Source organism: Micromonospora sp. NPDC007220, from assembly GCF_040634035.1.
Taxonomy (GTDB): Bacteria; Actinomycetota; Actinomycetes; order Mycobacteriales; family Micromonosporaceae; genus Micromonospora; species Micromonospora reichwaldensis.
This window is the reverse complement of record NZ_JBEYEU010000014.1, coordinates 120,505-143,956: the sequence shown is the minus strand read 5'-3', so window position 1 is coordinate 143,956 and position 23,452 is coordinate 120,505. Positions and strand designations below refer to the sequence as shown.

The window sequence follows — 23,452 nt, the reverse complement described above, 5'->3', positions numbered from 1 at the left end:
ACCCTGTGGGAAAGACGTACGAGGGCGGCGCGCCGCTCGCCGAGGTGGTCCGGTCGGGGTTCGTCGAGGGCGTGCACCGGGGCTCGGTGGTGGTGCTCGACGCCTCGGGTCAGACGGTGGCCGGCGCCGGGGACGTGACCTCCCCGGTCTTCCCGCGCTCGTCCAACAAGCCGATGCAGACGGTCGGGATGCTCCGCGCCGGGCTGACGCTGGCCGACCCCGCCGACGTGGCGCTGGTCTCGGCCAGCCACGCCGGCGAGGAGTTCCACCTGGCCCGGGTGGGCGCGCTACTCGCCCGCGCCGGGCTGGACGAGTCGGCCCTGCACTGCCCGCCGGACCTGCCCGTGGGCGACGAGGCGCGGACGGCCGTGCTGCGGGCCGGCGGCGGCCCCACCCGTACGCAGATGAACTGCTCCGGCAAGCACAGCGGGATGCTGCTGACCTGCCTGGCCGCCGGCTGGCCGCTCGACGGGTACTGGCGTCCGGAGCACCCGTTGCAGCAGCGGCTCCGGGACGCGGTGGAGGAGTTCACGGGCGAGCCGGCTGCGGCGGTCGGGGTGGACGGCTGCGGCGCTCCGGTGCTCGCCGTCTCGCTGACCGGCCTGGCCGGGGCGTACCTCCGGCTCGTCTCGGCGGAGCCCGGCTCCGTGCCACGGACGGTGGCCGACGCGATGCGCGCCCACCCGGATCTGGTCGGCGGCACCCGGGCCGAGGACAGCCGGCTGATGCGGGGCGTGCCCGGGCTGCTCGCCAAGATCGGCGCCGAGGGGGTTGTCGCGGCGGCGGTGCCCGGGGTCGGCGCGGTCGCCCTCAAGATCGACGACGGCGCGGGCCGCGCCCGGATGCCGGTGCTGGTCTCCGCCCTGCGCCGCCTCGGGCTGGACGCGCCGGTGCTGACCGAGTACGCCGAACTGCCGCTCTTCGGCGGCGGCCTGCCGGTCGGTGCCGTCCGGCCGCTCTCGTAGCCGTTTCCCGCCTCGTCGCGACGTTCACCGGGCGTTCGAGGGGCGCGACGCGGCGTCGTCAGGGTGGAGGGTCATGGTCGTCACTCGTATCCCATGGCCGGGATGACCTTGCCGAGTGCTTCCTCGATGAACTCGCGGGTTTCGTCGTCGAACTGGTTGTTGCGCTGCGCCAGCTTGTGCGACTGGAACGCCGAACGGGTTTCGAAGTCGTCGACGTCGAGCCGTTCGAACAGGGCGCGGCGCTGCCCGGGCCAGTCGGCTGCGAGATCTTCCGCCTTCACCTCGACGTATCGCCTGCCCGTCAGGTCGACCGTGTCCTTCCAGGTGAGCCACCGATCGTAGATCGGCTTGAGGTAGGCGAGCGCGCCGTCGACCGTGGCCGGCGCCCATGGCTGGGCCAGGTGGGATGCGAGCACTGAGACCGGGTGACGCTTGATGTGCACGATGGTCGCCTCGGGGACCAGTTCCCAGAGGAACTCCATGCACAGCAGGTTGAACGGCGTCTTCTCGCACCAGGTCGGCTTGCCCGCGTCGGCGGCTGCTCCGCCGAAGATGGTGTCGACCAGGCCCCGCAGGATTCCGAGTAGTTCGCTCCGGTCGCTGAAGTACCGGGGAACCACCCGCCGGCGGCTCAGCGGCTCGAACGGTCCGGCAGGACGGTCGGCGTTGCCGAAGCCTTCGGCGGGCGCGGGTTCGTCGAAGGTGTACGCGATCAACTGAGGCCAGAGCTGTTCCACCGCGTCCCGGTAGCGTCGCTCGCCGACCAGTTCGGGAACGGTCTTGCCGCGATCGTCGCGCCGGCCGGGCACTCGTACGGTGAGGAAGTCGCTCAGCCGGTGCAGGGCGTCCTCACCGACGGTGGGGTCGTATCGACCGGTGAGCGCGTCGGCCAGGTCCCGCAGGCCGCCCGGGTCGACGAGGAACCTGGTCTCCATGGGAATCCGGTGGATCAGCGGATGTTCGCCGATGATGTCGGCGAGCCGTGACGTTCCCGAACGACCCGTACCCGCAACGAAGACGGGTGAGGGGGAAGGAGACATGGCGAGCAGTCAAACTCCCAGCCCGGCGCCCGTGCAATCCATTTATCCCCTTCAACCGTTGAGTGCGGGCCGAGAGGCTGGCGGGCTGATCGGCAAGGACCGCCACGACCGCCCACCTCCGCACCCCGCGGAGGCGGACGACGGGCCGTACCGCACCGTCGTCGACGACGGTGCGGGTGTCAGGGCAGGAAGTCGAGCAGGGCGGCGTTGACCGGGGCGGGTCGCTCCAGCGGCAGCAGGTGTCCGGCGTCGGGCACGTCGGGCAGGCGGACAGCGTCGGGCGCCTCGGCGGCGATCCGGTCGGCGAGGCGGCTGATGTCGGGCACGTCGGCCGCGCCGGCGCCGACCAGGACGGGCATCCGCAGCTCGTGGAGGCGGCCGATCGCGGGCGGGTCGAGTTCGGCGACGTCGACCGCGCTGAGCGCCAACTCGGCGGCGAGCGCCCGCTGGTCCATCTCGCGGGCGAAGGCGAGCAGCTCCGGGTCGACGTCGGCGGGCTCGCGGCCCGGGCCGACCACCCAGAAGCGCACCTCGCCGGCGGCGCTGGCGGCGAAGTCCTCCGGGTCGACCTCGCCCACCAGGCTCTCCCAGAGGTCGTTCGCCTCGTCCGACCATTCGTGGCCCGAGGCGGCGGTGCCGAGGAGGGCGAGCGCGCTCACCCGCTCCGGGTGGGCCAGCGCGGTGTCGATGGCGACGGCGCCGCCGAACGAGCAGCCGACCAGGGCGGCCCGGGGGAGGTCGAGCGCGTCGAGCAGTCCGGCCACGTCGTCGTGGTGGGCGAACGGGGTCGGCGGCAGCTCGGAGTCCCCGTACCCGCGCAGGTCGAGGGCGATCACCCGGTGCCGCGCGGCCAGCGGGCCGACCTGCTCCCGCCACATCCGCCGGTCCGCGATGCCGGCGTGCAGCAGGACGACGGGCGTGCCGCTGCCGGTGTCGTCGTACGCGAGCAGGGCGCCGTTCACCTCGATCTTGGTCACTGCGGCAAGGTACGCACCGGGAGACCGGGGCGCAACCGCCTTGTGCCGGCGCGGGCGTCGGGCGAGCGGCCCCAGGCGCGACTGCCGGGTGGTGCGGGGATCCCGGTCAGAGGCCGAACATCGGCAGGCAGGCCGCCACGGCGTGGACCGTCGCCGCCGGCCGCTCCTGTCGGCGCCACTTCGCGCGGGTGAGCCGTAGGCGATCGGACACCAGGGCCTCGTCACCGCGGGCGTCGACGGAGATGCCGTCGTGCTCGTAGCCGAGCTTGCGGGACACCCCCTGGGACGAGTGGTTGTCCTGGAAGACCTCGGTGAGCGCGGCATCGGCGCCGAGGTGGTCGAAGGCCAGCGTGAGCAGGCCGGCGCGGGCCTCGGTTCCGTAGCCCCTGCCCTGGTGTTCGATCCCGAGCCACGCCGACGTCGTGACCTGCCGGACGACCCGGAAGTCGCGCGCGCCGAGCGTGACCACGCCGAGCGGATTCCCGAGCCGGAAGACGCCGAGCCCGAGCCGCCACGCCGAGTCGCTCCACTCGGCGAGCCGGCCCCAGTGCCCCTGCAACACGGCGCGCGCCCGCTCCTCCGGGCCGCCGTCGGTCCACGGCGTCAGGAACGGGCGCTCGTCCGGACGGTGCACGCCCCGGCCCGCGAGATTCGCGAGTGCCGCCAGCTCCTCCTCGCGGGGCAGGCGAAGCTCAAGTCGTGGCGTGGAGATGGTGAGGCCGTAGAGGGGCCACAGGTCGGCGAGCACGGCTTGATCGTGACGATCGGGACCGCCGTGACGCCACCGGTTTACCGACGGCGACCGGCCCGCCGAAGCCTGCGCGGGCGTGGCCGGGGCGGCGGGATGAGACGTCGCTAACTCTGGTTAGCATTCTGCTTGCAGGAGCTAGCAGGGCGCGTTAGCGTCGGGCCATGGCCACTGGTAAGGACCTTCCCGACGTCGGCGGGTTCATTCGCGACCTGCGCCGCAACGCGAAGATCTCGCTGCGGCAGCTCGCCGAGCAGGCGGGGGTCAGCAACCCGTACCTCAGTCAGATCGAGCGCGGTCTGCGCAAGCCGAGCGCGGAGGTGCTCCAGCAGCTCGCCAGCGCGCTGCGCGTCTCCACCCCCGCGATGTACCTGCGGGCGGGGCTGCTCGACGACAAGGAGGGCCAGGGCGTGCTCGCGGCCATCTCCGTCGACCCCGACCTGACCATGGCGCAGAAGCAGTCGCTCACCCAGATCTACGAGACGTTCCGCCGGGAGAACGCGCGGCTCGCCGAGGCGACCGCGGCGGCCACCGGCGCGACGCCCACCGCCGGGGCCGAGGCCGCCGGCACGGGCACGCCGGATCCCGTCGGGGCCGCGCCCGACCTGGCCAACCTCGCCGCCACGGGCCCCACGACACCGGAGGGCACCCCGACCGAGGCCGTGCTGGAGTCGGTTGCCGTCACCGAGGCCGGCCCCGCCCCCGCACCGATCGACACCCCCGAGAAGAAGGCCGCCCGCGACGCGGCCCGGAAGGCCGCCGACGCGGCCGAAGAGGAGAAGTGATGACCCAGCCGAAGACCAGCCGCATCCCGGCCCCGATCTACGCCGCCGCGGGCGCGGGCGAGCTCGCCCTCCAGCAGCTGCGCAAGCTCCCCGCCGTGGTGACCGACCTCGGCACCAAGGTCGTCGCCGACCTGGGTGGCAAGGCCGTCGTCACCGGCGTCGAGCTGCGCCAGAAGGCCAACGACACGCTGCGTACGGCGAACCTGACCGCCGAGGGCCTGCGCGAGAAGGCCGTCCCGGCCGAGCTGGACCTGAAGCGCCTGCGTGAGGCCGCCGACCTGAACAAGCTGCGCGAGGTCGCCGACCTGGAGCGGCTGCGCGAGGTCGCCGACCTCGACCGGCTCCGTGCGCTGGCCACCCGCAACGCCGCCGTGGTGGTCGCCGGCGCCCAGGCCGCGCAGGAGCGGGCGCAGGCCGCGTACGTCGCGCTGGTCGCCCGGGGTGAGCGGGTCGTCGGGGCCGGCGTGCTGGAGGCCGCCGAGACCGTGAACGCCGACATCGAGGCGACCGGGGCCGAGACCGAGCCGGCCGAGGCCGTCGCGAAGCCGGCCACCGTGCGGTCCGTCACCGCCGACGTGCCGACCCCGGCCGTGACCACCGACGTGCCGACCCAGGCCGCGACCGACGAGGTGCCGACCCCGGCCGACGTGGCCGAGGTGCTGGAGGCCAAGCCGGCCGCCGCGAAGAAGGCGACGACCCGGGCCACCAAGGCCGCCAAGGCCGCCGCCGAGCCGGCCGCCACCCCGTCGGCGAAGCTGCCCCGGGCCACCAAGCGGACCCGCCCGGCCGCCGAGTAGTTCGTTCCGCCGGTGACCCCGGATGCGTCCTGTCGGACGATCCGGGGTCACCGGCATAAGCTTGCCGACATGGCCTACGCCGCGCCGCTCTTCGCCTTCGATGTTCGCTACGTGATCGAGCTGATCCTGCTCGTCTTCGCGTTGGTCGTGCAGGGCATCGCCCTGGTGCACGCCATCACCCAGCGTTCCGACGCCTTCTCCGCCATCGGCACCCTGCCCAAGGGCGGCTGGATCGCCATCCTCGCCGTCTGCCTGGTGCTGACCCTGCTCGGCTTCGGCCCGATCAGCCTCTTCGGGCTCGTCGGCATCGCCGCCGGCCTGATCTACCTGCTCGACGTCCGGGTGGGGCTGCGCGACCTGAGCGACGGCAAAGGCTTCTGGTGAGGGGTTTCCGCTGGCCGCCCCCGCCGGACGGCGGGCCCCGCACCTGGGGGCCGGGCCCGGGTGGCCCGCGTACCGGCCGACCGGCCCTGCCGGAGCCGGACACCGAGCTGGTCGCCACGCCGCACGGCGTACACCTGGAGCAGCTCCTCACCGGCGCGGGTGACCCGGTCACGGTGTTCGCCCACGGGTTGGGCAACGGCATCGCCACCACCCGGCCCTTCGGCAGCGGGGTGACGGGCCGCAAGCTGTTCTTCCAGTTCCGCGGGCACGGCCGCTCCGACGCGCCGCCCGGCCCGTGGAGCTACCTGGACCTCGCCCGCGACCTGCGCGCGGTCGCCGACCTCGGCGGCGCCACCCGGGCCTTCGGCGCCAGCCTCGGCGCGGGCGCGCTCTGCCGGCTGCTCGCCGAGAGCCCCGAACGCTTCGAGCGACTCGTCGTCTTCCTGCCCGCGGCGCTCGACCGGCCGCGCGGCGAGGTCGCCCGGGCCCGGCTGACCGCCCTGTTCGAGGCCGTGGAGAGCGGCGACGCCGCCGCCGTGGCCGACGTGGTCCAGGCCGAGCTGCCGCCCGCCGTACGCAACACCCCGGCCGGCTGGGCCTACCTGCGCCAACGCCTCGACCAGCTCCTGCGCGACGGGCTCGCCCCGGGGCTGGCGAGCCTGCCCGAGCAGGCACCCCTGCGCGACGCCGGTTCGCTGGCCGCCGTCACCGCGCCGGCCCTGGTGATCGGCTGTGCCGGCGACGACCTGCACCCGGTCGAGGTCGCCGAGCAGCTCGCCGCCGCGCTGCCCCGGGCCACCCTGCACGTGTACGACCGGCCCGGCGTCCTCTGGACGGAACGCGCCGACCTGCGAAGCCGGATATCCGCCTTCCTCAACGAGTAACGTGCCCTGACATGGGCGTCACACACCACGGTCGTACGCACCGGCTGGACCTCGCCGATCCGACACTGCGGGAGTGGGAGTGCACGGTGCTGCACGCCGATCCCGCGCAGGGCATCGTGCTGGACCGGTCGGCGTTCTATCCGGGCGGCGGCGGGCAGCCGCCGGACCACGGCGTACTGCTCTGGCAGGGGGTGCAGACCCGCATCGCCGGCACCCGCAAGGGCGACGACCTCTGGCTGATCCCGGTCGAGGGCGACCCGTTGCCGCCGGCCGGCACGGCGGTCACCGGCGCGGTCGAGGACGACCGGCGCACCCGGCTGATGCGGACCCACTCCGGGCTGCACGTGCTCTGCGGGGTGGTGTTCCGCGACTTCGGCGCGCTCGTCACGGGCGGCAACATGGAGCCGGGCGAGGCCCGGATGGACTTCAACCTGCCCGAGGTGCCGTCCGACTTCAAGAGCCGCATCGAGGAGCTGGTCAACGCCGAGGTCGCCGCCGACCGGGCGGTGGCCGTGCGGGTGCTGCCCCGCGACGAGGCGCTCGCCCTGCCCGACATCATCCGTACCCAGTCGAACCTGATCCCGCCGGAGGAGCAGGAGGTGCGGATCGTCGACATCGTCGGGCTGGACGTCCAGGCCGACGGCGGCACGCACGTCGCCTCCACCGCGCAGATCGGCAAGGTGCAGGTGGTCAAGGTGGAGAGCAAGGGGCGGGCCAACCGTCGGGTCCGCGTACGCCTGGCCGACTGAACCGGGTGGCTCCCGGCGCCGGTCGTCGGCGCCGGGAGCCGGGCCGTCACACGAGATCGATGCGTTCCCGCTCGATCGGGTAGCCCGCCTGGGCGAAGGCGGCGGCCATCGGGTGGTTCGTCTGGTCGGTGGCCGCCACGATCTCGGTCACTCCCGCCTCGACGAGCAGGTGGGTGGCCTCGACCAGTAGGTCGTACGCGTAGCCGTGCCCGCGCTGCTCGGGCACCACGCCGACGAAGCCGACGACCGGATCGCTGTGGTTGCGGGCCGGCACGGTGACGCCGACCAGTTCACCGGCCGGCGTCCAGGCCAGCCGCCACCAGTCGCGCGGGCTCGGCAGCCAGCGCAACAGGTCGAGCTCCTCCCGCGCCGCCGCCTCCGGCCCGTGCTCGGCGGCGGCGCGGCGGGTGTGGGCGTCGAGACTCCCCTCGCCGATGCGGCGCAGCACGTCGAGGATCACGGCGTCGTCGGGTTCCGGGCGGAACTCCAACCGGCCGGGCCGGGCGGGCAGCCCGTGCTCTCGCGTCCACCGGTACCGGTACCGCGCGACCAGCGGGGACATGCCGGCGGCGGTCGCCGCGTCGATCCGGGCCTGCGCCTCCGCCCGGACGGCCGGGTCGTTCCGCCAGCCGGATGGCAACGAGAGGGAGTACTCGGCCCGCAGCGGCGCGGCGCGCAGCAGCCGGACCGCGGCCTCGTGGTCGGTGAAGTCGAGCCAGTCGAGGGCCAGCGGAGACTCGTCGTCCGGCCCACCCCACCAGGCGGCGCGGGCCACCACGGTGCCGGCGCGCAGGGCGACCCAGCTCCACTCGGGACGGTACTGGCCGTCGGCGGCCATGTCGGAGTAGTTGTCGCCGAAGGCGGCGCGCCCCACCAGCCTGGTGTGGGGCAGGGAGTCGAACAGTGCTTCCTCGCCCGCGGTGAGCGGGCGGATGACCAGGTCGGTCATGAGGTCCTTCCGGGTTTCGTGCCCCCGGCTCAGAACCGTGGTGCCCTCGTGGCCGGGCGGGAGCACAGCGATGTCGTGGACACGGCGCTCACCTCCCTTTCCTCGACGAGGGCGTGCCGGAACCCTAACAGCGGACCGCGGCCGCCGGGCAACGGGTTTACTCGGCGCGGCGGGCGCGCAGCGAGCGGACCTTGTGCCGGTTGCCGCAGCGCTCCATCGCGCACCAGCGTCGCCGGCCGGGGCGCGAGGTGTCCACGAAGACGAGGTAGCAGTCGTGCGTGGCGCACTCGCGGATGCGGTCGCGGTACGGGCCGGTGAACAGGTCCACCGCGTCCCGGGCGATGCTGGCCAGCGGCTGTCCGCCGCGCCGCCCCGCCAGGATCGGCCCGGGGGGTCAGGGCGTGGCGGGAGCCGGTGGCAGGTGGGCGGCGCGCACGTCGAGCAGCCAGCGTTCCACGGCCGCCTCGTCCGGGCGGTCCGGCAGCGGGGTGCGGATCCGGTCGAAGTCCCGCTCCGCCTCGGCGATCAGCGTCCGGGCCTCGGCCAACGCGCCGCCGGCCACCCGCTCGCCGAAGCTGCGGAACCACTGCGGGTCGGCGAGCCGGATCTCCAGCACGCCGGTGGCGTAGAGCAGCCGGCCCTGGTGCACCAGCCGGGCCAGGTGCCGGGCGTGCTTGGCGGTGCGCCGCCGGGTGTCGGCGGAGAACGTGCCGTCGCCCCGGGACTCCAGCTTGCGGAACTGCTGGCCGGCGTAGCCCAGGTAGGCGTCGCGGACGCGGGGCGCGCTGAGGAACGCCGAGCGGATGGCGACCAGCCGGTCGCCGAACTCCGTACGGGTCTCGTAGCAGTCCTCCGGCAACCAGGCCAGCTCGGTGGCGGTCGGGTTGCCGCTCAGCGCCAGGCGGCACCACTTCGCCGCCTCGTGCAGGGTGATGTCGGGATCGGTGGTCACCACCGACTCGCGGGGCGGGCGCAGCCCGTGGAAGGCGACGGTGGGCGCGGCGAAGACGCCGATCCGGTCGACGTCGGAGCCCGGCCCGGCCAGCCCGTACGCGACCGAGCCGACGATCCCGGAGAGCAGCAGGTGCATGCCGGCGAGCATGCCGGACGACACGGCTTCGCGAAACCGGACTTCGGCTGTCAGGTATCGCTGACAGGCTCGCCGCATGACGAAACCGCTGACAGGAAAGATCGCGCTCGTCGCCGGGGCGACACGGGGCGCCGGCCGGCAGATCGCGGTGCAGCTCGGCGCCGCCGGTGCCACGGTCTACGCCACCGGCCGCAGTAGCCGGGCCGGCCGCTCCGAGATGGACCGCCCGGAGACCATCGAGGAGACCGCCGAGCTGGTCACCGCCGCCGGCGGCACCGGCATCGCGGTCCGGGTCGACCACCTCGTCCCCGAGCAGGTCCGCGACCTCGTCGCCAGGATCGACGCCGAGCAGGGCCGCCTCGACGTGCTGGTCAACGACATCTGGGGCGGCGATCCCCTGACCACCTGGGAGAAGCCGGTCTGGGAGCAGCCGCTGGAGGCCGGCTTCCGCAGCCTGCGCCTGGCGATCGACACGCACGTCGTGACCGCCCACTTCGCCCTGCCGCTGCTGATCCGCCGCCCCGGCGGCCTGGTGGTGGAGGTCGGCGACGGCACGAAGGCGTACAACGACGACCACTACCGGCTGTCGGTCTTCTACGACCTGGCGAAGACGTCGGTCAACCGGCTCGCGTACGTCTGGGGGCACGAGCTGAAGCCGCACGGCGGCACCGCCGTGGCGCTGACACCGGGCTGGATCCGGTCCGAGGCGATGCTGGAGCACTTCGGGGTCACCGAGGAGAACTGGCGGGACGGCGCCGCCAAGGATCCGCACTTCCTCATCTCGGAGACCCCGGCCTTCGTCGGGCGCGCGGTCGCCGCGCTCGCCGCCGACGAGGACCGGGCCCGCTGGAACCAGGCGTCCGTCTCAGCCGGCGAGCTGTCCCAGGTGTACGGGTTCACCGACGTCGACGGCAGCCGGCCGGACGGGTTCCGCTACATCACCGAGGTGGTGGAGACGGACAGACCGGCCGACGTGACCGGCTACCGCTGACCGGGCGCCACCCGGTAGACCGCGGCGGACCGCCTGGCGGCGTCGACCATCAGCTCCCGCAGGTCCGGCGGGCCGAGCACCTCCACCTCCGGCCCCAGGGACAGCAACTGGGGGTACGCGACGTCGACGGACTCGACGGGCAGGCGGGTCACCACCCACCCCTGCCCGTCGGGCTCGCCGGCCGCGGCGAGCGCCTCGTCGTACGCGAAGGGGGCGTCGGCGACGAAGCGGAGCCGGCGCAGGCCGACGGGGCTCAGCCGCATCGTGACCTCGGCCCGGAGCATGCCGCGCAGGAACTCCTCGGCCTGCTCCCGCCAGTATCCGGCCAGGTCGAAGCCGGCGTCCCGGTCGAAGGTCGCGGTCTGGACCCCGACGTGGGTGACCCGGTCCACCCGGTACGTGCGGTACGCGCCGCCGACCCGGCCGACGAGATACCAGACCCCGCTCTTGAGGACCAGCCCGTACGGGTGCGCCTCCCGTTCGACCTCGCGGTCGCCGCGCCGGTAGCGCAGCTCGACCACCCGGTCCCGCCAGACCGCGCCGGCCAGCTCGGTCAGCCACGGTGGCGGCCCTGCCTCCCGGAACCAGCCCGGCACGTCCAGGTGGAAGCGCTGCCCGGTGCGCACCGGCGCGTCGCGCAGGCTCGGTGGAAGCGCGGCGAGCACCTTCAGCTCGGCCGAGGCCACCGCGTCGGCGAGCCCCATGTCGCCCGCCGGTCCGGGCAGCCCGGCCAGGAAGAGCGCCTCCGCCTCGTCGCGGGTCAGCCCGGTCAGCCGGGTCCGGTAGCCGCCGAGCAGCCGGTAGCCGCCGGCCCGGCCCCGGTCGGCGTAGACCGGCACCCCGGCGGCGGAGAGCGCCAGCACGTCCCGGTAGACGGTCCGCTCGGAGACCTCCAGCTCCCGCGCCAGCTCCGCCGCGGTCATCGTCTCCCGCGCCTGGAGCAGCAGGACCAACGAGATCAACCGGGCCGCCCGCACGTATCCATCCTGCCGTGCCCGCTCGACGTCCCCAGCCGGCGGTCCGCCTACCGGGTGTACGGCGGCCACGACGTTGGCCGCGGCCAGCGGTAGGACCGGCACCGATGCGGCTTGACCCTCACGCTGCGTAAGGCCCCAGGGTGGGGTACATGAGTGACTACTACGACGCTTTCGAGATGAGTCCCGTGCCCGATCCCGGCCCGGACGCGGTTGCGCCTGAGCCGTTCCGAGGCATCTACGGGATGCCCGCGTTCGTGACGATCCCCACGAGCGACCTGGCGGCGTCGGTGGATTTCTGGACTCGTGGGCTCGGGTTCTTCGAGCTGTTCAGCATCCCCGGCACGCTCGTGCACCTGCGCCGGTGGGCGTTCCAGGACGTGCTCCTCCGCTCGGCGGAGAGCGTCCCGGCGCAGCCACCAGCGATGAGCTTCAGCTTCTCGGGCGTGCTCAGCCAGATCGATCCTCTTGTCGAGGCATGTCGTGCATTGAACCCGGACTCGGTCGACGGCCCACGGGACACCCCTTGGAACACCCGCGACGTGGAGGTGATCACCCCCGAGAACGCACGGATCGTCTTCACGGCGGCGAAGCCCTTCGATCCGGCCAGCCAGGAGGCGCGGAACCTTGAAGCCATGGGGATCACCCCACCGGGCGGCGGTCGCGGCGACAATGCGGAGCATGCCTGATGCCACCGACGCCGATGGCCTGACCGTCGGCCAGGTCTCGACGCGTCTGGGCGTGACGGTCCGCGCGCTGCACCACTGGGATGACATCGGTCTGGCGCGACCGTCGCTGCGCACGACTGCCGGCTACCGGCTCTACACCGCCGGCGACCTGGAACGCCTGCACCGCATCGTCGTCTACCGGGAGATCGGCCTCGGTCTGGACAGCATCCGGGCCATCCTGGACGACTCGACCGCGGACGTGCCCGGCGCACTGCGCGCGCAGCGCATCCAGGTCGCCCAGCGGATCGACCGTCTCCAGCAGCTCAGCGCCGGACTGGATCGCATGATCGACGCCCACGAGCGCGGCCTGCTGCTGACCGTCGAGCAGCAGGCCGCGATCTTCGGCCCCCAGTGGGACCCGGACCGGCACGCCCAGGCCCGTCACCGCTACGGAGACACGACGCAGTGGCAGCAGTACGCCGAACGCGCAGCCTCTCGCAGCCCGGAGGAATGGCAGGCCGTCGCCGACACCGTTGCCGACCTCGACCGTGCCCTCGGCGACGCGATGGACGCCGGGGTCACCCCTGGCAGCCCGGAGGCGAATCGACTCGTCGAGCGGCACCGCGAGGTCTTTTCCTCGTACTTTCCCCTCACCAGGCAGATGCAGGTCTGTCTCGGCCGCAGGTACGAGGCCGATCCGGCATTCGCCGCCCACTACGACGGCATCCGTGCCGGCCTCACCACGTGGTTCCGGCAGAGCATCGACGCCAGCGCACGCGCCCACGACATCGACCCCGACACCGCCACCTGGCAGTAGAGCGCGGGTCCGGAGGCCCGCCGTCAGTCGGCTGGCTGCGATGACCCTCATGACCGGGTACAACTAGGCTCTGCGGTCGTGAACGCACCCCGCATCGCCGCGCCCGTGACCGGCGCCGCCGGCCGGTTCTTCACCGGCGTGGGCCTGCTCCTGCGCGGCCTCGGCCTCTACGTCCGCAGCCCCGGGCTGATGCTGCTCGGCGTCATCCCGGCGTTGATCTCGGGCGCGATCTTCGTGGCCGCGTTCGCCACCCTGGCGTACTTCGTCGAGGACCTGGCCGCGCTGGTCACGCCGTTCGCCGACGACTGGTCGACCACCGGGCGCAGCCTCGTCCGGGTGATCGCCGGGCTGGCCTTCCTCGGCCTCGGCGGCCTGCTCGCGGTGGTCACCTTCACCGCCGTCACCCTGGTCATCGGCGACCCGTTCTACGAGAAGATCTCCGAACGCGTCGAGGAGCGCCTCGGCGGCACGCCCGGCGCGGTCGACGTGCCGTTCTGGCCGTCGCTGCGGCGCAGCATCGCCGACTCGGTGCGGCTGGTGGGCCTGTCGATCCTCTTCGGCATCCCGCTCTTCGCCGCCGGCTTCATCCCGGTGGTCGGCCAGACCGTGGTGCCGGTGATCGGGGCGGCGGTCGGCGGCTGGCTGCTCGCCGTGGAGCTGGTCGGAGCCCCCTTCTACCGGCGCGGGATGCGGCTGCCGGAGCGGCGGGCGCACCTCAAGGCGGACCGGCCGACCACGCTCGGCTTCGGCGTGGCGGTCTTCGTCTGCTTCCTGATCCCGCTCGGCGCGGTGCTCGTCATGCCGGCCGCCGTCGCCGGGGCGACCCTGCTGGCCCGCCGCTCGCTCGGCCAGTCCGTCACAGAGGGCTGACGTGGAGATCACCCTGGTCGGGGGCGACATCACGACGCAGCGGGTGGACGTGATCGTCAACGCCGCCAACTCGTCGCTGCTCGGCGGCGGGGGAGTGGACGGCGCCATCCACCGGCGGGGCGGGCCGGCCATCCTCGACGAGTGCCGGGCGCTGCGCGCCTCCCGGTACGGCCGGGGCCTGCCGACCGGCCGGGCGGTGGCCACCACCGCGGGCGACCTGCCGGCCCGCTGGGTGGTGCACACGGTCGGGCCGGTCTGGTCGGCCGACGAGGACCGCTCGGCGCTGCTGCGCGACTGCTACGCGAACAGCCTGCGGGTCGCCGACGAGCTGGGCGCGGGCACCGTGGCGTTCCCGCTGATCTCGGCCGGCGTCTACGGCTGGCCGGTCGAGGACGCCGTACGGCAGGCCCTGTCGGTGCTCGGCTCGGCCACCCCGGCGCACGTCACCGAGGCCCGGCTGGTGCTCTTCGGCGCCGAGACCCTGGCGGTCGCCCAGCGGGTGCGGGCCGCCGGCTGACCCCGGCCCTCGGGGCGGGCCGCCGGCTGGCCCTGGACCTCGGTGCGGGCCGTCGGCCGAATCGGACCGTCAGGAAGGCTCGCGCAGGCAGGACCAGCTCGAACCGACCGGGCGGTAGCCGAGCCCGACGTTGACCGCCAGCATCGGCGCGTTCGCCTCGTCGTTCGAGGTGTAGGCGACGCGTACGCCGCCGGCGGCGGCGCGGTGCAGCGCCGCCGCCTTGACCAGGCGGGCCAGCCCACGCCCCCGGTGCGTCGGCAGCGTGCCGGTGTAGTCCGACCACATCCGGTCGCCGTCGCGCTGGACGAGGCTGAAGGACGCCACCTCGCCGCCGATTTCCGCCACCGTGCTGGCCGCGCGGTCCAGGCCCGGGCTGTCCCAGATCTCGGAGCGCCAGCTCTCGTAGCTGATCGCGTCGGCGGGCACGTCCTCCGGCTCGTCGGCCGCCGCCGCCACCTCGGTCAGGTAGACCCGACGCGGCTCGACGTCGGTCAGCGCAAGCAGCCGTACGCCCGGCGGCGACTCCGGCATCGGCGGGGCCGGCCGCAGGTCGAGGGCCGAGTAGCGCATCTCCCGGCTCGGCGTGAAGCCGTGCCGGCGGGCGAACGGCAGCGACTCCGGCAGCGCCCAGGTACGGATCCGGCGCGCCCCGATGTCGCGCAGGTGCCCCAGCGCGGCGGTCAGCAGCGCGGTGCCGGCGCCCCGGCGCCGGTGCTCCGGGTGGACGTGCAGGGTGGAGATCTCGCCGACGTCGGGCTCCGAGGTCCGGTCGTTGCGGTACGCCGACACCCAGCCGACCACGGCGTCGTCGACCTCGGCGACGTACGCGGTCCACTGCTCGCCGGGCGGGGGCTGGGCGATCATCTGCCGGGTCGACTCGACGCCGCGCACCAGGTAGGGGTGCACGATCGCACGCATCGCCACCACGGCGGGCGCGTCGTCGGGGCGGGCGGTCCGGATCTTCACGTCAGTTCTCCCCGCGTACGGCTGCGACGGCCTCGACCTCGACGAGCTGGTCGGAGTAGCCGAGCACGGCCACCCCGAGCAGGGTGCTGGGCGGCTCGTGGTCGCCGAACGCGTCCCGGACCACCTCCCACACGGCCACCAGGTCCTCCTGGCGGGACGACGCCACGTACACGGTGGTCTTGACGACGTCGGTGAGTCGGGCCCCGGCCGCCGCGAGGGCGGTCTCCAGGTTGGCCATCACCTGCCGGGCCTGTCCGACGGGGTCTCCGGGCGCGACGGTCCGCCCCTCGGCGTCGAGCGGGCAGGCGCCGGCGGTGAACACCAGCCGGGCCGGTGGCTCGACCGTGGCCGCGTACGCGTACTCGGCGACGTCGGAGAGGGCGGGTACGCGGATCAGCTTCACGGTCACGCGCGCGACGCTACCGGCGCCCGCACAGCGCCTCCACGGATTAACTCCGGCGCTCGTCGGGCGGGGGCGTCAGGAAGGGACCCTTCCCTGCACCTCAGGCCGACTCGCGGAGGATCAGCTCGGTGGGGAGCACCACGGATTCGATGGCCTCGCCGGCGGCCAGCCGCAGCAGCAGCCGGGTCATCTGCCGGCCCAGCTGCACGATGGGCTGCCGGACGGTGGTCAGCGGCGGCTCGGTGTACGCCGCCGTCTCGATGTCGTCGAAGCCGATCACCGCCACGTCGTCCGGCACCCGCCGCCCCGCCTCGCGCAGCGCCCGCAGGGCGGCGTGCGCCATCAGGTCGGAGGCGGCGAAGACGGCGTCCAGGTCGGGGTGCTCGGCGAGGAGCTGCCGCATGGCCGTCGCCCCGGACTCGCGGGTGAAGTCGCCGGTCGCCACCAGCTCCGGCAGGCCGGCCTCGGCGACCGTGTTCCGGTAGCCGGCGAGGCGCTCGATGCCGGCCACCATGTCCTGCGGGCCGGCGATGGTGGCGATGCGGCGGCGTCCGCTGTCGAGCAGGTGCCGCACCGCCGTGGCCACCCCGCCGACGTGGTCGACGTCGACGTAGGGCACGTCGGCGCCGTCGAGCGGCCGGCCGCTGCACACGACCGGGATGCCCAGCCGGGCGAGCCGGCCGGGCAGCGGGTCCTCGCCGTGCAGCGAGGCGAAGAGCACCCCGTCGACGTGTCGCCCGGTCGTGTAGCGCTCGACCCGGTCGTGGCCGGCGGGCGAGCCGGCCAGCATCAGCACGAGCTGCTTGTCGGCCGCCTCCAGCTCCTGCGCCGCGCCCCGGATGATCCCGGGGAAGACCTGGTCGTCGGAGAAGACCCGGGTGGCGGCCTCCGGCAGCACCAGGGCGATCGAGTCGGTCCGCTGGGTGACCAGGCTGCGGGCGGCCAGGTTCGGCACGTACCCCAGCTCGGCCACCGCCCGGCGGACCGCGTCCCGGATGGGCTCGGCGACCGTCGTGGAGCCGTTCACCACCCGGGACACGGTTGCCCGCGAGACGCCCGCCCGCCGGGCCACTGCTTCCAGCGTCGGCCGCTGCGCCGTCGTCATCCCCGTTACCACCCTCGTCACAGCCCGTTCCGGGAGATCACCTCCTGGTACCACCGGGCGCTGGACTTCGGTGTGCGTCGCTGCGTCAGGTAGTCGACGTGGATGATGCCGAACCGTCGACGGTAGCCCTCGGCCCACTCGAAGTTGTCGAGTAACGACCATACGAGATAGCCCCGGAGGTCCACGCCCCGGGAGATCGCCTCGTGCACGGCGCGCAGGTGCCCGTCGAGGTAGGCGATGCGGTCCGCGTCCATCACCTGCCCGGCACCGTCGGCGTCGGCCTTGTCGGGGAACGCCGCGCCGTTCTCGGTGACCATCAGCGGCACGCCGGGGTAGTCCGTGGCGATGCGTTCCAGCAGCCGGGTCAGCCCGGCCGGTTCGATCATCCACCCCATGTCGGTCAGCGGCCCGGTCGGCGGGAGGAACTCCACCGCGCCGTCGGTGCCCGGGTAGGCGCTGCCGCCCGCGCCGTCCGGCCGGCCGGCGACGTAGGTGGGGGCGTAGTAGTTGACGCCGAGCAGGTCGATCGGGGCGGCGATCAGCTTCTCGTCGCCGTCGCGGATGAACGTCGGCTCGACGATGCGGGCCACGTGCTCCAGCACGTCGTCGGGGTAGGCCGCGCGCAGCAGGGGGTCGAGGAAGATCCGGTTGTGCAGGCCGTCGACGAGGCGGACCGCCGCCGCGTCCGCGGCGCTGTCCGGGTCGGCCGCGCGTACGTCGGCCGGGTTGACCGTGATCCCGACGGTCTGCGCGCCGGCCGCGCGCAGCGCGCGGGCCGCCAGGCCGTGCCCGAGCAGCAGATGGTGTACGGCGGTGAAGGCCGCGCCCGCGTCCTGCTCGCCGGGGGCGTGCACCCCGTTGCCGTAGCCGAGGTAGGCCGAGCACCACGGCTCGTTGAGGGTCGTCCAGGTGCGGATCCGGTCGCCGAGCCGCGTGTGCACCGCCGTGGCGTACGTGGCGAAGTGCTCGGCGGTCTCGCGGTTGGTCCAGCCGCCCCGGTCCTGGAGGGCCTGCGGCAGGTCCCAGTGGTAGAGGGTGACGATCGGGTCGATGCCCCGGGCCAGCAGCGTGTCGGTCAGCCGGTCGTAGAAGTCCAGGCCGCGCGGGTTGACCGGGCCGGTGCCGTCCGGCTGGATCCGGGGCCAGGCCACCGAGAAGCGGTACGCCTTCAGCCCCAGCTCCGCCATCAGCGCCACGTCGTCGACGTAGCGGTGGTAGTGGTCGCAGGCGACGTCGCCGGTGTGGCCGTGGTGGACCTTTCCCGGCGTACGGCTGAAGGTGTCCCAGATCGACGGGCCGCGACCGTCGTCGGTGGCCGCCCCCTCGATCTGGTACGCGGCGGTGGCCGCCCCCCAGACGAAGTTGTCGGGGAATCGCAGAGTGCTCACGCCTTGACCGCACCTTCCATGATGCCGCCGATGATCTGGCGGCCGAACAGGACGAAGACCAGCAACAGCGGGAGGGTGGCGATGGCCGTTCCCGTGAACACCTGGGACATGTCCGTGTAGTACCCGTCGGACAGCGTGCGCAGGGCGAGCTGCACGGTGGGGTTCTCCGGGTCGTTGAGGACAGCGTACGGCCACAGGAAGTCGTTCCAGGTGGTCATGAACGTGAGCAGCCCCAGCACGGCGGCGGCCGGGCGCAGTGCCGGCAGCACGACGTTCCAGTAGATCCGTGCGGTGTTGCAGCCGTCCACCCGGGCCGCCTCGATCAGCTCGTTGCTGACCGCCTGGCCGGCGTACTGCCGCATCATGAACACCCCGAAGCCGGTGACCAGGGCCGGTACGATCACCGCCGGCAGCCGGTCGTTCCAGTTCAGCTTCGTCATCAGCAGGTAGAGCGGGATGACGCCGAGCTGGGTGGGCACCATCATCGTCGCGATGATCACCATGAGCAGCGCGTTGCGTCCCCGGAACCGCAGCTTGGCGAAGGCGAACCCGGCCAGCGTGGAGAAGAAGACCACCGAGACGGTGACCGTGACCGCCACGATCGCCGAGTTGACCAGGCCGGCGACGAAGTACGCGTCGGTGTTGTTCAGCAGCCGGGACACGTTCGCGCCGAAGTTGCCGCCGGGGGTGACCGGTGGTGGCAGCTGGCCCATCGCGTCGTTGGAGCGGCTCGCCACCACGAACATCCAGTAGATCGGGAAGATCGACAGGACCCCGGCGGCGATCAGCGCGGCGTAGGTGAGCCGGCTGGCGGCCCAGAGGCGGGTCATCGCGCTCCCTCCTTCGACTTCGCGTGATCCTTCGGGGGCTTCGCGCCGCCGAGCCGGCGCAGGAGCAGCACGTTGATCGCCGCGACGACCGCGATCAGGGCGAAGAGCAGCCACGCCACCGCCGAGCCGTAGCCGAAGTTGTAGTGGGGCGCGAAGGCGTTCTCGAACATGTACATGGTCACGGTCTGCGACTCCCGTAGCGTTCCGCCCCGGATCGGGTTGGTTCCGGAGTGGAACAGCCGGGGCTCGGTGAAGAGCTGGAGCCCGCCGATGGTGGAGATGATGACGGTGAAGATGATCGTCGGCTTGAGCAGCGGCACGGTGATCGACCAGAACTGGCGGGCCCGGCCGGCCCCGTCGATGGCGGCCGACTCGTAGAGGTCGCGCGGGATGGCCTGCATCGCGGCCAGGAAGATCAGCGCGTTGTAGCCGGTCCACCGCCAGTCGACCATGGTGGAGATGGCCACCCAGGACGCGAACCGGTTCGACTTCCACTCGATCGCGTCGATCCCGACCAGGTCGAGCAGCCAGTTGACCATGCCGAACTCGCGGCCGAAGAGCACCCCGAAGACGATCGCGACCGCTGCCGTCGACGTGATGTTCGGGATCAGCACCGCCATCCGGAACGTCGTCCGGGCCCGCAGCTGCCGGTTGAGCAGGTTGGCCAGCCAGAGCGCGGCCAGCAACTGCGGGACGGTGGAGATGACGAAGATGCCGAGGGTGTTGACGACGGCGTGCCAGAAGTCGGGGTCCTCCAGCAGCCGGCTGTAGTTCTCCAGCCCGACGAACGGGTGGTTGCTGCCGAGCAGGTCCCAGTCGTGCAGGGAGACCCAGAAGGTGTAGATCAGCGGGTACGCCCCGAACACCCCGAAGAGCACGAAGAACGGGGCGATGAACAGGTAGGGCGAGTACTTCGTGTCGAGGCGGCTGAACCGCATCGCCGGTGTGCGTCGACCGGTGCGGGGCGCCGGTGCGACCGGCGGGCGCGGGTCGAGCTGGACGGTCATGCCCGGACCACTCCTTTCCCGGGTGCGGGCGGGACCGGCGCCCCCGGCGCCCTCCCGCCCGCACTCCGGCTCGGGCTACTTGGCGGCGGCCTTCTTCGCGTTGTTGACCGCGTCCGTCCAGCCCTGGTCGGGCTTGCGCTGACCCAGTTCCACCGTCCGGACGGCGTTCTCGACCTCGGTGCGGACGGCCTGGTTCTTCGGCCCCATGTAGACGGGCTTCAGCGTCTTGGCGCCCTCGCCGAAGATCTGCCCGACGGGGGCGTCGGAGAAGTACGCGTTCTTGGCGTCGACGATCGCGGGGTCGGCCAGCGCCTGCGGCGAGGAGGGCAGCGGGCCCTTGGCCTTGAACGCCCCGATCTGGCCCTTGGCGCTGGTCAGGAACTTCGCCAGCTCGATCGCCTCGGCGCGGTGCTTGCTCTGGGTCGGCACGGCGAGCCACGAGCCGCCCCAGTTGCCGCCGTTGCCGGGCACCCGGGCGATGTCCCACTTGCCCTTGGCCTCGGCGCCGGCGTTGCCCTCGATGACGCCCATCATCCAGGCCGGGCAGGCGATGGTGGCGAACTTGGCCTGCTTGAAGGCCGACACCCACTCCTCGGACCAGGAGCCGTACTTGCCGGAGAGGCCGGAGTCGATGATGTCCATGGTGGTGTCCCAGGCCTGCCGTACCGCCGGGTTGCTGTCCACCACCAGGTTTCCGCTGGTGTCGTAGTAGTGGTAGCCCTGCGCGTTGCCGGCCGTCTGGAGCACGATCGTGTTGAAGATGTTGGTCGCGGCGTCCAGGAACGAGGCGCCGGTGTTCTTCGCCTTGAACTGCTCACCGACCTTGACGTAGTCCTGCCAGGTCGGCCAGAGCTTCGACACGGCCTCGCGGTCGGTGGGCAGGCCGGCCTTGGCGAACAGGTCCGTGCGGTAGCACATGGCCATGCCGCCGACGTCGGTGCCCAGACCGATCAGCTTGCCGTCCTGGGTCATCCCGCCCTTCCACTTCCACTCCAGGAAGTTGCCCTGGAGCTCGGCCCCGCCGTGGTCGAGCAGGTTGACGAAGTTGTCGGGGTTGGCCTTGTACTCGACCATCAACCCCTCTTCGATGGCGACGACGTCGCCCGCGCCCTTGCCGGCGGCGAGCCACTGGGTCAGCTTCGGCGAGTAGTCGTCGAGGTTGGTGCCGGTGCCACGCTCGACGATCTTCACGTTCGGGTGGCTGGCCATGTACTCCTTGTAGAGCTCTTCATAGCCGAACTGGCTGAACACGTCCACGGTCAACGTGATCTTGCCGTCCTTGGCGGGTTCGTCGCCGGCGCAGCCGGCGGTGGCGAACAGCGCGGTGGCGGCGACGAGGGCCACCGCCGCCAGGCGGCGGCGCGGAAAGACACCCATATCGGTCGGACCCCTCTCAGGTCGTCTGAGGTGGTGAGGCAGGTGGTGGAGCAGAGCTGAGAGAGCGCTCTCACGACAGGGTGGTGGTTGGTCCGGTCCGGTGTCAAGAGAGCGCTCTCCGCTGGTTGCGGATCGAGACCGGACGCAAAGAGAGTGGCCGCCTGTGCCGGGCGGCCACTCTCGTCGTACGTGCGGTGGGAACTGCGCGGAGCCCTCGGGGCCCGGCTCCGCGCGGCGGTGGATCAGCCGACGCGGAGGCCCTCCAGCAGGGCCCGGTCGCCGGCCACGTCCAGCGTGTCGAGGCCGACCCGGCCCCAGAGCGCCAGCAGCAGGTCGCTCGCGGTGCCGCTGACCTGCGCCCGCGCGTGGTGGTCGTCGTGGTCGAAGATGGTGGCCGTGTCGAGCAGCGCCACGCCCTCGCCGCGCAGCCGCAGGAACCACTCCTGACCGGCGTCGACGGCGGAGATCTGCACCACCCCGCGCCACTGGCCGGCCGTGCGGCGCCGACCGGCCGGCAGCCAGGTGTCCAGGATCTCGCTCACCCCGTCGGCGGCGAGCTTCGCCTCGACCGGCTCGCCCGCCGCGATGGCGAGCTGGGCGTCCCACCGGTGCACCGCGGTCTCGTGCGCCATCCGGCGCGGCCAGAAGCCCGCCTTCTTCGGCTGCGGCGCCCAGTTCCACGCCGGGGCCTCCGGGTCGAGGCCGTCGAAGAGGGTCATCAGCCGGTCGTACGCCTGCTGCCAGAGCTGGAGCGGGGCGACGCCCGGCTCCAGCTCGACCGGCTCGGACCCGCCGGGCGAGGGGGTGGCCGCGCCGGTGCCCGCGAACGAGTGCACCCAGCGGTAGAGGGAGGTGAGGTGCAGGGTCAGGTCGGCGACTGTCCAGCCGGGACAGGACAGCACCGGTGTCTCCGGCGGGGCTTCCGCCACGGCGGCGGCGAACGCCGGGCCCTCCGCCCGGAGCGCTCCCAACCAGAAGTCCTTCGTTGCGTGCAGTCTGCTCATCGCCATCCTCCCGGGGGTGACCGGGCCACCAGTGGGCGCCGCGGCTACCCCTCAGCCTAGGGTGAAAGGCGTGTCAGACGTCTACGCCCAGCCGACAACCGGAACCGAACCCGCCACGACGTGCGACCTGGCGCGATACACCACCCTACGCCTGGGCGGTCCCGCCGCCCGTGTCGTCGCCGGCACCGACGCCGACGCGATCGTGCGGGCCGTACGGGAGGCGGCCGGACGCGACGAGCAGGTCCTGCTCCTCGCCGGGGGCAGCAACGTCGTGATCGGGGACGCCGGCTTCCCCGGCACCGTCGTCCTGGTGCGCTCCCGGGGCGTGCGGGTGGTCGCCGAGGACGCCGACGCCGTCACCGTACGCGTCGAGGCCGGCGAGCCCTGGGACGAGCTGGTCGCCACCACCGTCGCCAACGGCTGGTCCGGCCTGGAGTGCCTCTCCGGCATCCCCGGCTCGACCGGCGCCACCCCCATCCAGAACGTCGGCGCGTACGGCCAGGAGGTCGCCGAGACCATCGTCGGCGTCGGAGTCCACGACCGGGTCGAGGGGACCGTCGGGCGGATCGACGCCGCCGACTGCGGGTTCGCGTACCGGTCCAGCATCTTCAAGTACAGCGACCGCTGGGTGGTGCTCTCCGTCGACTTCCGGCTCGCCCGCTCGCCGCTGTCCGGCCCCGTGCGCTACGCGGAACTGGCCCGGGCGCTCGGCGTGCAGGTGGGGGACCGGGTGCCGCTGGCCGACGCCCGGGCCACGGTCCTGCGGCTGCGCGCCGGCAAGGGCATGGTGCTCGACGCCACCGACCCGGACACCCGCTCGGTCGGCTCGTTCTTCACCAACCCGGTGCTCGACGTGGCCGCGTACGAGCTGCTGCGGGAGCGCGCCGCCGACATCGGCGAGCCGCCGTCCTGGCCTTGCCCCGGGGACATGGTCAAGGTCAGCGCCGCCTGGCTCATCGACCGGGCCGGCTTCGGCAAGGGCCATCCGGGGCCGGAGGGCGTCGCCATCTCCAGCAAGCACACCCTCGCCCTGACCAACCGCAGCGGCACCGCCAGCACGGCGTCCCTGGTCGAGCTGGCCCGGGAGATCCGCGACGGCGTCCACGACCGCTTCGGCGTGACCCTGCACCCCGAACCGATCCTCATCAACTGCACCATCTGACCCGC

General features: G+C 73.0%; 25 protein-coding genes and 2 pseudogenes. 12 read left to right on the top strand and 15 right to left on the bottom strand.

Annotated features, from left to right (window positions below; all coding sequences use genetic code 11):
- The first annotated feature begins 5 nt into the window (after positions 1 to 5).
- Positions 6 to 965 (top strand): asparaginase, encoded by a 960-nt coding sequence (locus ABZ573_RS22805; RefSeq protein WP_358120714.1) that lies wholly within the window; start codon positions 6 to 8, stop codon positions 963 to 965.
- A gap of 80 nt (positions 966 to 1,045) precedes the next feature.
- Here ABZ573_RS22805 and ABZ573_RS22800 read toward each other — a convergent pair whose 3' ends face one another.
- The 3 genes from ABZ573_RS22800 to ABZ573_RS22790 all read right to left on the bottom strand — a co-directional run bounded on the left by ABZ573_RS22800 (position 1,046) and on the right by ABZ573_RS22790 (position 3,730).
- Positions 1,046 to 1,900: a sulfotransferase gene (locus ABZ573_RS22800; RefSeq protein ID WP_358120711.1), complete on the bottom strand. Its 855-nt coding sequence runs from the start codon at positions 1,898 to 1,900 to the stop codon at positions 1,046 to 1,048.
- A gap of 284 nt (positions 1,901 to 2,184) precedes the next feature.
- Positions 2,185 to 2,982 (bottom strand): alpha/beta hydrolase, encoded by a 798-nt coding sequence (locus ABZ573_RS22795; RefSeq protein ID WP_132230759.1) that lies wholly within the window; start codon positions 2,980 to 2,982, stop codon positions 2,185 to 2,187.
- 106 nt (positions 2,983 to 3,088) lie between these two features.
- Positions 3,089 to 3,730 carry a GNAT family N-acetyltransferase gene (locus tag ABZ573_RS22790; RefSeq protein ID WP_151452979.1) on the bottom strand — a complete coding sequence of 214 codons (642 nt, stop codon included), beginning with the start codon at positions 3,728 to 3,730 and terminating at the stop codon, positions 3,089 to 3,091.
- Between the two features lie 164 nt (positions 3,731 to 3,894).
- Between ABZ573_RS22790 and ABZ573_RS22785 the strand changes: the two are divergent.
- The 5 genes and pseudogenes from ABZ573_RS22785 to ABZ573_RS22765 form a co-directional block, all read left to right on the top strand.
- A pseudogene (locus ABZ573_RS22785) lies at positions 3,895 to 4,386 on the top strand (helix-turn-helix transcriptional regulator); the annotation flags it as partial.
- A 125-nt stretch (positions 4,387 to 4,511) separates the two neighbouring features.
- On the top strand, positions 4,512 to 5,312 hold the full coding sequence (locus tag ABZ573_RS22780) for a hypothetical protein (protein ID WP_358120707.1): 801 nt from the start codon (positions 4,512 to 4,514) through the stop codon (positions 5,310 to 5,312).
- 69 nt (positions 5,313 to 5,381) lie between these two features.
- Positions 5,382 to 5,696: a DUF2516 family protein gene (locus tag ABZ573_RS22775; RefSeq protein ID WP_151452982.1), complete on the top strand. Its 315-nt coding sequence runs from the start codon at positions 5,382 to 5,384 to the stop codon at positions 5,694 to 5,696.
- On the top strand, positions 5,693 to 6,580 hold the full coding sequence (locus ABZ573_RS22770) for an alpha/beta hydrolase (RefSeq protein WP_327029750.1): 888 nt from the start codon (positions 5,693 to 5,695) through the stop codon (positions 6,578 to 6,580). Before ABZ573_RS22775 ends, ABZ573_RS22770 begins: the two co-directional genes overlap by 4 nt.
- 11 nt (positions 6,581 to 6,591) lie before the next feature.
- Complete coding sequence (locus ABZ573_RS22765) at positions 6,592 to 7,329, top strand: alanyl-tRNA editing protein (protein WP_358120703.1); 738 nt, start codon at positions 6,592 to 6,594, stop codon at positions 7,327 to 7,329.
- Between the two features lie 46 nt (positions 7,330 to 7,375).
- Here the strand turns inward: ABZ573_RS22765 and ABZ573_RS22760 are convergent, their stop codons facing one another.
- The 3 genes and pseudogenes from ABZ573_RS22760 to ABZ573_RS22750 all read right to left on the bottom strand — a co-directional run bounded on the left by ABZ573_RS22760 (position 7,376) and on the right by ABZ573_RS22750 (position 9,368).
- Positions 7,376 to 8,278: a GNAT family N-acetyltransferase gene (locus ABZ573_RS22760; RefSeq protein WP_358120700.1), complete on the bottom strand. Its 903-nt coding sequence runs from the start codon at positions 8,276 to 8,278 to the stop codon at positions 7,376 to 7,378.
- Positions 8,279 to 8,435: 157 nt separating this feature from the next.
- Positions 8,436 to 8,579 (bottom strand): annotated as a pseudogene (locus tag ABZ573_RS22755) (CGNR zinc finger domain-containing protein); the annotation flags it as partial.
- 93 nt (positions 8,580 to 8,672) lie between these two features.
- Positions 8,673 to 9,368: a nucleotidyltransferase domain-containing protein gene (locus ABZ573_RS22750; RefSeq protein ID WP_358120753.1), complete on the bottom strand. Its 696-nt coding sequence runs from the start codon at positions 9,366 to 9,368 to the stop codon at positions 8,673 to 8,675.
- Between the two features lie 76 nt (positions 9,369 to 9,444).
- Here ABZ573_RS22750 and ABZ573_RS22745 point away from each other — a divergent pair, with 76 nt between their 5' ends.
- Positions 9,445 to 10,359 carry an SDR family oxidoreductase gene (locus ABZ573_RS22745; RefSeq protein WP_151452986.1) on the top strand — a complete coding sequence of 305 codons (915 nt, stop codon included), beginning with the start codon at positions 9,445 to 9,447 and terminating at the stop codon, positions 10,357 to 10,359.
- Here ABZ573_RS22745 and ABZ573_RS22740 read toward each other — a convergent pair.
- Positions 10,350 to 11,336: a YafY family protein gene (locus ABZ573_RS22740; RefSeq protein WP_151452987.1), complete on the bottom strand. Its 987-nt coding sequence runs from the start codon at positions 11,334 to 11,336 to the stop codon at positions 10,350 to 10,352. The genes ABZ573_RS22745 and ABZ573_RS22740 overlap by 10 nt on opposite strands.
- 149 nt (positions 11,337 to 11,485) lie before the next feature.
- On the opposite strand from ABZ573_RS22740, the gene ABZ573_RS22735 reads away from it, so the two are divergent.
- The 4 genes from ABZ573_RS22735 to ABZ573_RS22720 all read left to right on the top strand — a co-directional run bounded on the left by ABZ573_RS22735 (position 11,486) and on the right by ABZ573_RS22720 (position 14,205).
- Positions 11,486 to 12,022: a hypothetical protein gene (locus ABZ573_RS22735; RefSeq protein ID WP_327029679.1), complete on the top strand. Its 537-nt coding sequence runs from the start codon at positions 11,486 to 11,488 to the stop codon at positions 12,020 to 12,022.
- Positions 12,015 to 12,818, top strand: coding sequence for a MerR family transcriptional regulator (locus tag ABZ573_RS22730; protein ID WP_151452989.1), 804 nt, complete (start codon positions 12,015 to 12,017; stop codon positions 12,816 to 12,818). The genes ABZ573_RS22735 and ABZ573_RS22730 overlap by 8 nt, the downstream gene beginning before the upstream one ends.
- Positions 12,819 to 12,896: 78 nt before the next feature.
- Positions 12,897 to 13,688 (top strand): EI24 domain-containing protein, encoded by a 792-nt coding sequence (locus tag ABZ573_RS22725; RefSeq protein WP_151452990.1) that lies wholly within the window; start codon positions 12,897 to 12,899, stop codon positions 13,686 to 13,688.
- A gap of 1 nt (position 13,689) precedes the next feature.
- The gene (locus ABZ573_RS22720; RefSeq protein WP_358120693.1) at positions 13,690 to 14,205 is read left to right on the top strand and encodes an O-acetyl-ADP-ribose deacetylase; all 516 of its coding nucleotides are present in this window, start codon (positions 13,690 to 13,692) and stop codon (positions 14,203 to 14,205) included.
- A gap of 69 nt (positions 14,206 to 14,274) precedes the next feature.
- Here the strand turns inward: ABZ573_RS22720 and ABZ573_RS22715 are convergent, their stop codons facing one another.
- The 8 genes from ABZ573_RS22715 to ABZ573_RS22680 form a co-directional block, all read right to left on the bottom strand.
- The gene (locus ABZ573_RS22715; RefSeq protein WP_358120690.1) at positions 14,275 to 15,171 is read right to left on the bottom strand and encodes a GNAT family N-acetyltransferase; all 897 of its coding nucleotides are present in this window, start codon (positions 15,169 to 15,171) and stop codon (positions 14,275 to 14,277) included.
- 1 nt (position 15,172) lies between these two features.
- Positions 15,173 to 15,574, bottom strand: coding sequence for a RidA family protein (locus ABZ573_RS22710; RefSeq protein WP_358120750.1), 402 nt, complete (start codon positions 15,572 to 15,574; stop codon positions 15,173 to 15,175).
- A gap of 100 nt (positions 15,575 to 15,674) precedes the next feature.
- A complete protein-coding gene (locus ABZ573_RS22705) occupies positions 15,675 to 16,679 on the bottom strand; it encodes a LacI family DNA-binding transcriptional regulator (protein ID WP_132230773.1) in 1,005 nt (334 codons plus the stop codon).
- A gap of 17 nt (positions 16,680 to 16,696) precedes the next feature.
- Positions 16,697 to 18,067, bottom strand: a complete 1,371-nt coding sequence (locus ABZ573_RS22700; RefSeq protein WP_327029675.1) for a GH1 family beta-glucosidase — start codon at positions 18,065 to 18,067, stop codon at positions 16,697 to 16,699.
- A complete protein-coding gene (locus ABZ573_RS22695; RefSeq protein ID WP_132230775.1) occupies positions 18,064 to 18,897 on the bottom strand; it encodes a carbohydrate ABC transporter permease in 834 nt (277 codons plus the stop codon). Before ABZ573_RS22695 ends, ABZ573_RS22700 begins: the two co-directional genes overlap by 4 nt.
- Positions 18,894 to 19,904 (bottom strand): sugar ABC transporter permease, encoded by a 1,011-nt coding sequence (locus ABZ573_RS22690; RefSeq protein WP_151452995.1) that lies wholly within the window; start codon positions 19,902 to 19,904, stop codon positions 18,894 to 18,896. The genes ABZ573_RS22695 and ABZ573_RS22690 overlap by 4 nt, the downstream gene beginning before the upstream one ends.
- A gap of 75 nt (positions 19,905 to 19,979) precedes the next feature.
- Positions 19,980 to 21,281 carry an extracellular solute-binding protein gene (locus ABZ573_RS22685; RefSeq protein WP_358120685.1) on the bottom strand — a complete coding sequence of 434 codons (1,302 nt, stop codon included), beginning with the start codon at positions 21,279 to 21,281 and terminating at the stop codon, positions 19,980 to 19,982.
- 242 nt (positions 21,282 to 21,523) lie between these two features.
- Positions 21,524 to 22,285 (bottom strand): maleylpyruvate isomerase family mycothiol-dependent enzyme, encoded by a 762-nt coding sequence (locus ABZ573_RS22680; protein WP_327029673.1) that lies wholly within the window; start codon positions 22,283 to 22,285, stop codon positions 21,524 to 21,526.
- 70 nt (positions 22,286 to 22,355) lie between these two features.
- Here ABZ573_RS22680 and ABZ573_RS22675 point away from each other — a divergent pair, with 70 nt between their 5' ends.
- Positions 22,356 to 23,447: a UDP-N-acetylmuramate dehydrogenase gene (locus ABZ573_RS22675; protein WP_327029672.1), complete on the top strand. Its 1,092-nt coding sequence runs from the start codon at positions 22,356 to 22,358 to the stop codon at positions 23,445 to 23,447.
- The last annotated feature ends 5 nt before the right edge of the window (positions 23,448 to 23,452 follow it).

Bases quoted from the DNA above. Each gene is read 5' to 3' on its own strand.
- ABZ573_RS22800 (WP_358120711.1), bottom strand. From the start codon at position 1,900: ATGGAGACCAGGTTCCTCGTCGACCCGGGCGGCCTGCGGGACCTGGCC.
- ABZ573_RS22775 (WP_151452982.1), top strand. From the start codon at position 5,382: ATGGCCTACGCCGCGCCGCTCTTCGCCTTCGATGTTCGCTACGTGATC.
- ABZ573_RS22765 (WP_358120703.1), top strand. From the start codon at position 6,592: ATGGGCGTCACACACCACGGTCGTACGCACCGGCTGGACCTCGCCGAT.
- ABZ573_RS22760 (WP_358120700.1), bottom strand. From the start codon at position 8,278: ATGACCGACCTGGTCATCCGCCCGCTCACCGCGGGCGAGGAAGCACTG.
- ABZ573_RS22750 (WP_358120753.1), bottom strand. From the start codon at position 9,368: ATGCACCTGCTGCTCTCCGGGATCGTCGGCTCGGTCGCGTACGGGCTG.
- ABZ573_RS22745 (WP_151452986.1), top strand. From the start codon at position 9,445: ATGACGAAACCGCTGACAGGAAAGATCGCGCTCGTCGCCGGGGCGACA.
- ABZ573_RS22735 (WP_327029679.1), top strand. From the start codon at position 11,486: ATGAGTGACTACTACGACGCTTTCGAGATGAGTCCCGTGCCCGATCCC.
- ABZ573_RS22730 (WP_151452989.1), top strand. From the start codon at position 12,015: ATGCCTGATGCCACCGACGCCGATGGCCTGACCGTCGGCCAGGTCTCG.
- ABZ573_RS22705 (WP_132230773.1), bottom strand. From the start codon at position 16,679: ATGACGACGGCGCAGCGGCCGACGCTGGAAGCAGTGGCCCGGCGGGCG.
- ABZ573_RS22695 (WP_132230775.1), bottom strand. From the start codon at position 18,897: ATGACCCGCCTCTGGGCCGCCAGCCGGCTCACCTACGCCGCGCTGATC.
- ABZ573_RS22690 (WP_151452995.1), bottom strand. From the start codon at position 19,904: ATGACCGTCCAGCTCGACCCGCGCCCGCCGGTCGCACCGGCGCCCCGC.
- ABZ573_RS22685 (WP_358120685.1), bottom strand. From the start codon at position 21,281: ATGGGTGTCTTTCCGCGCCGCCGCCTGGCGGCGGTGGCCCTCGTCGCC.
- ABZ573_RS22680 (WP_327029673.1), bottom strand. From the start codon at position 22,285: ATGAGCAGACTGCACGCAACGAAGGACTTCTGGTTGGGAGCGCTCCGG.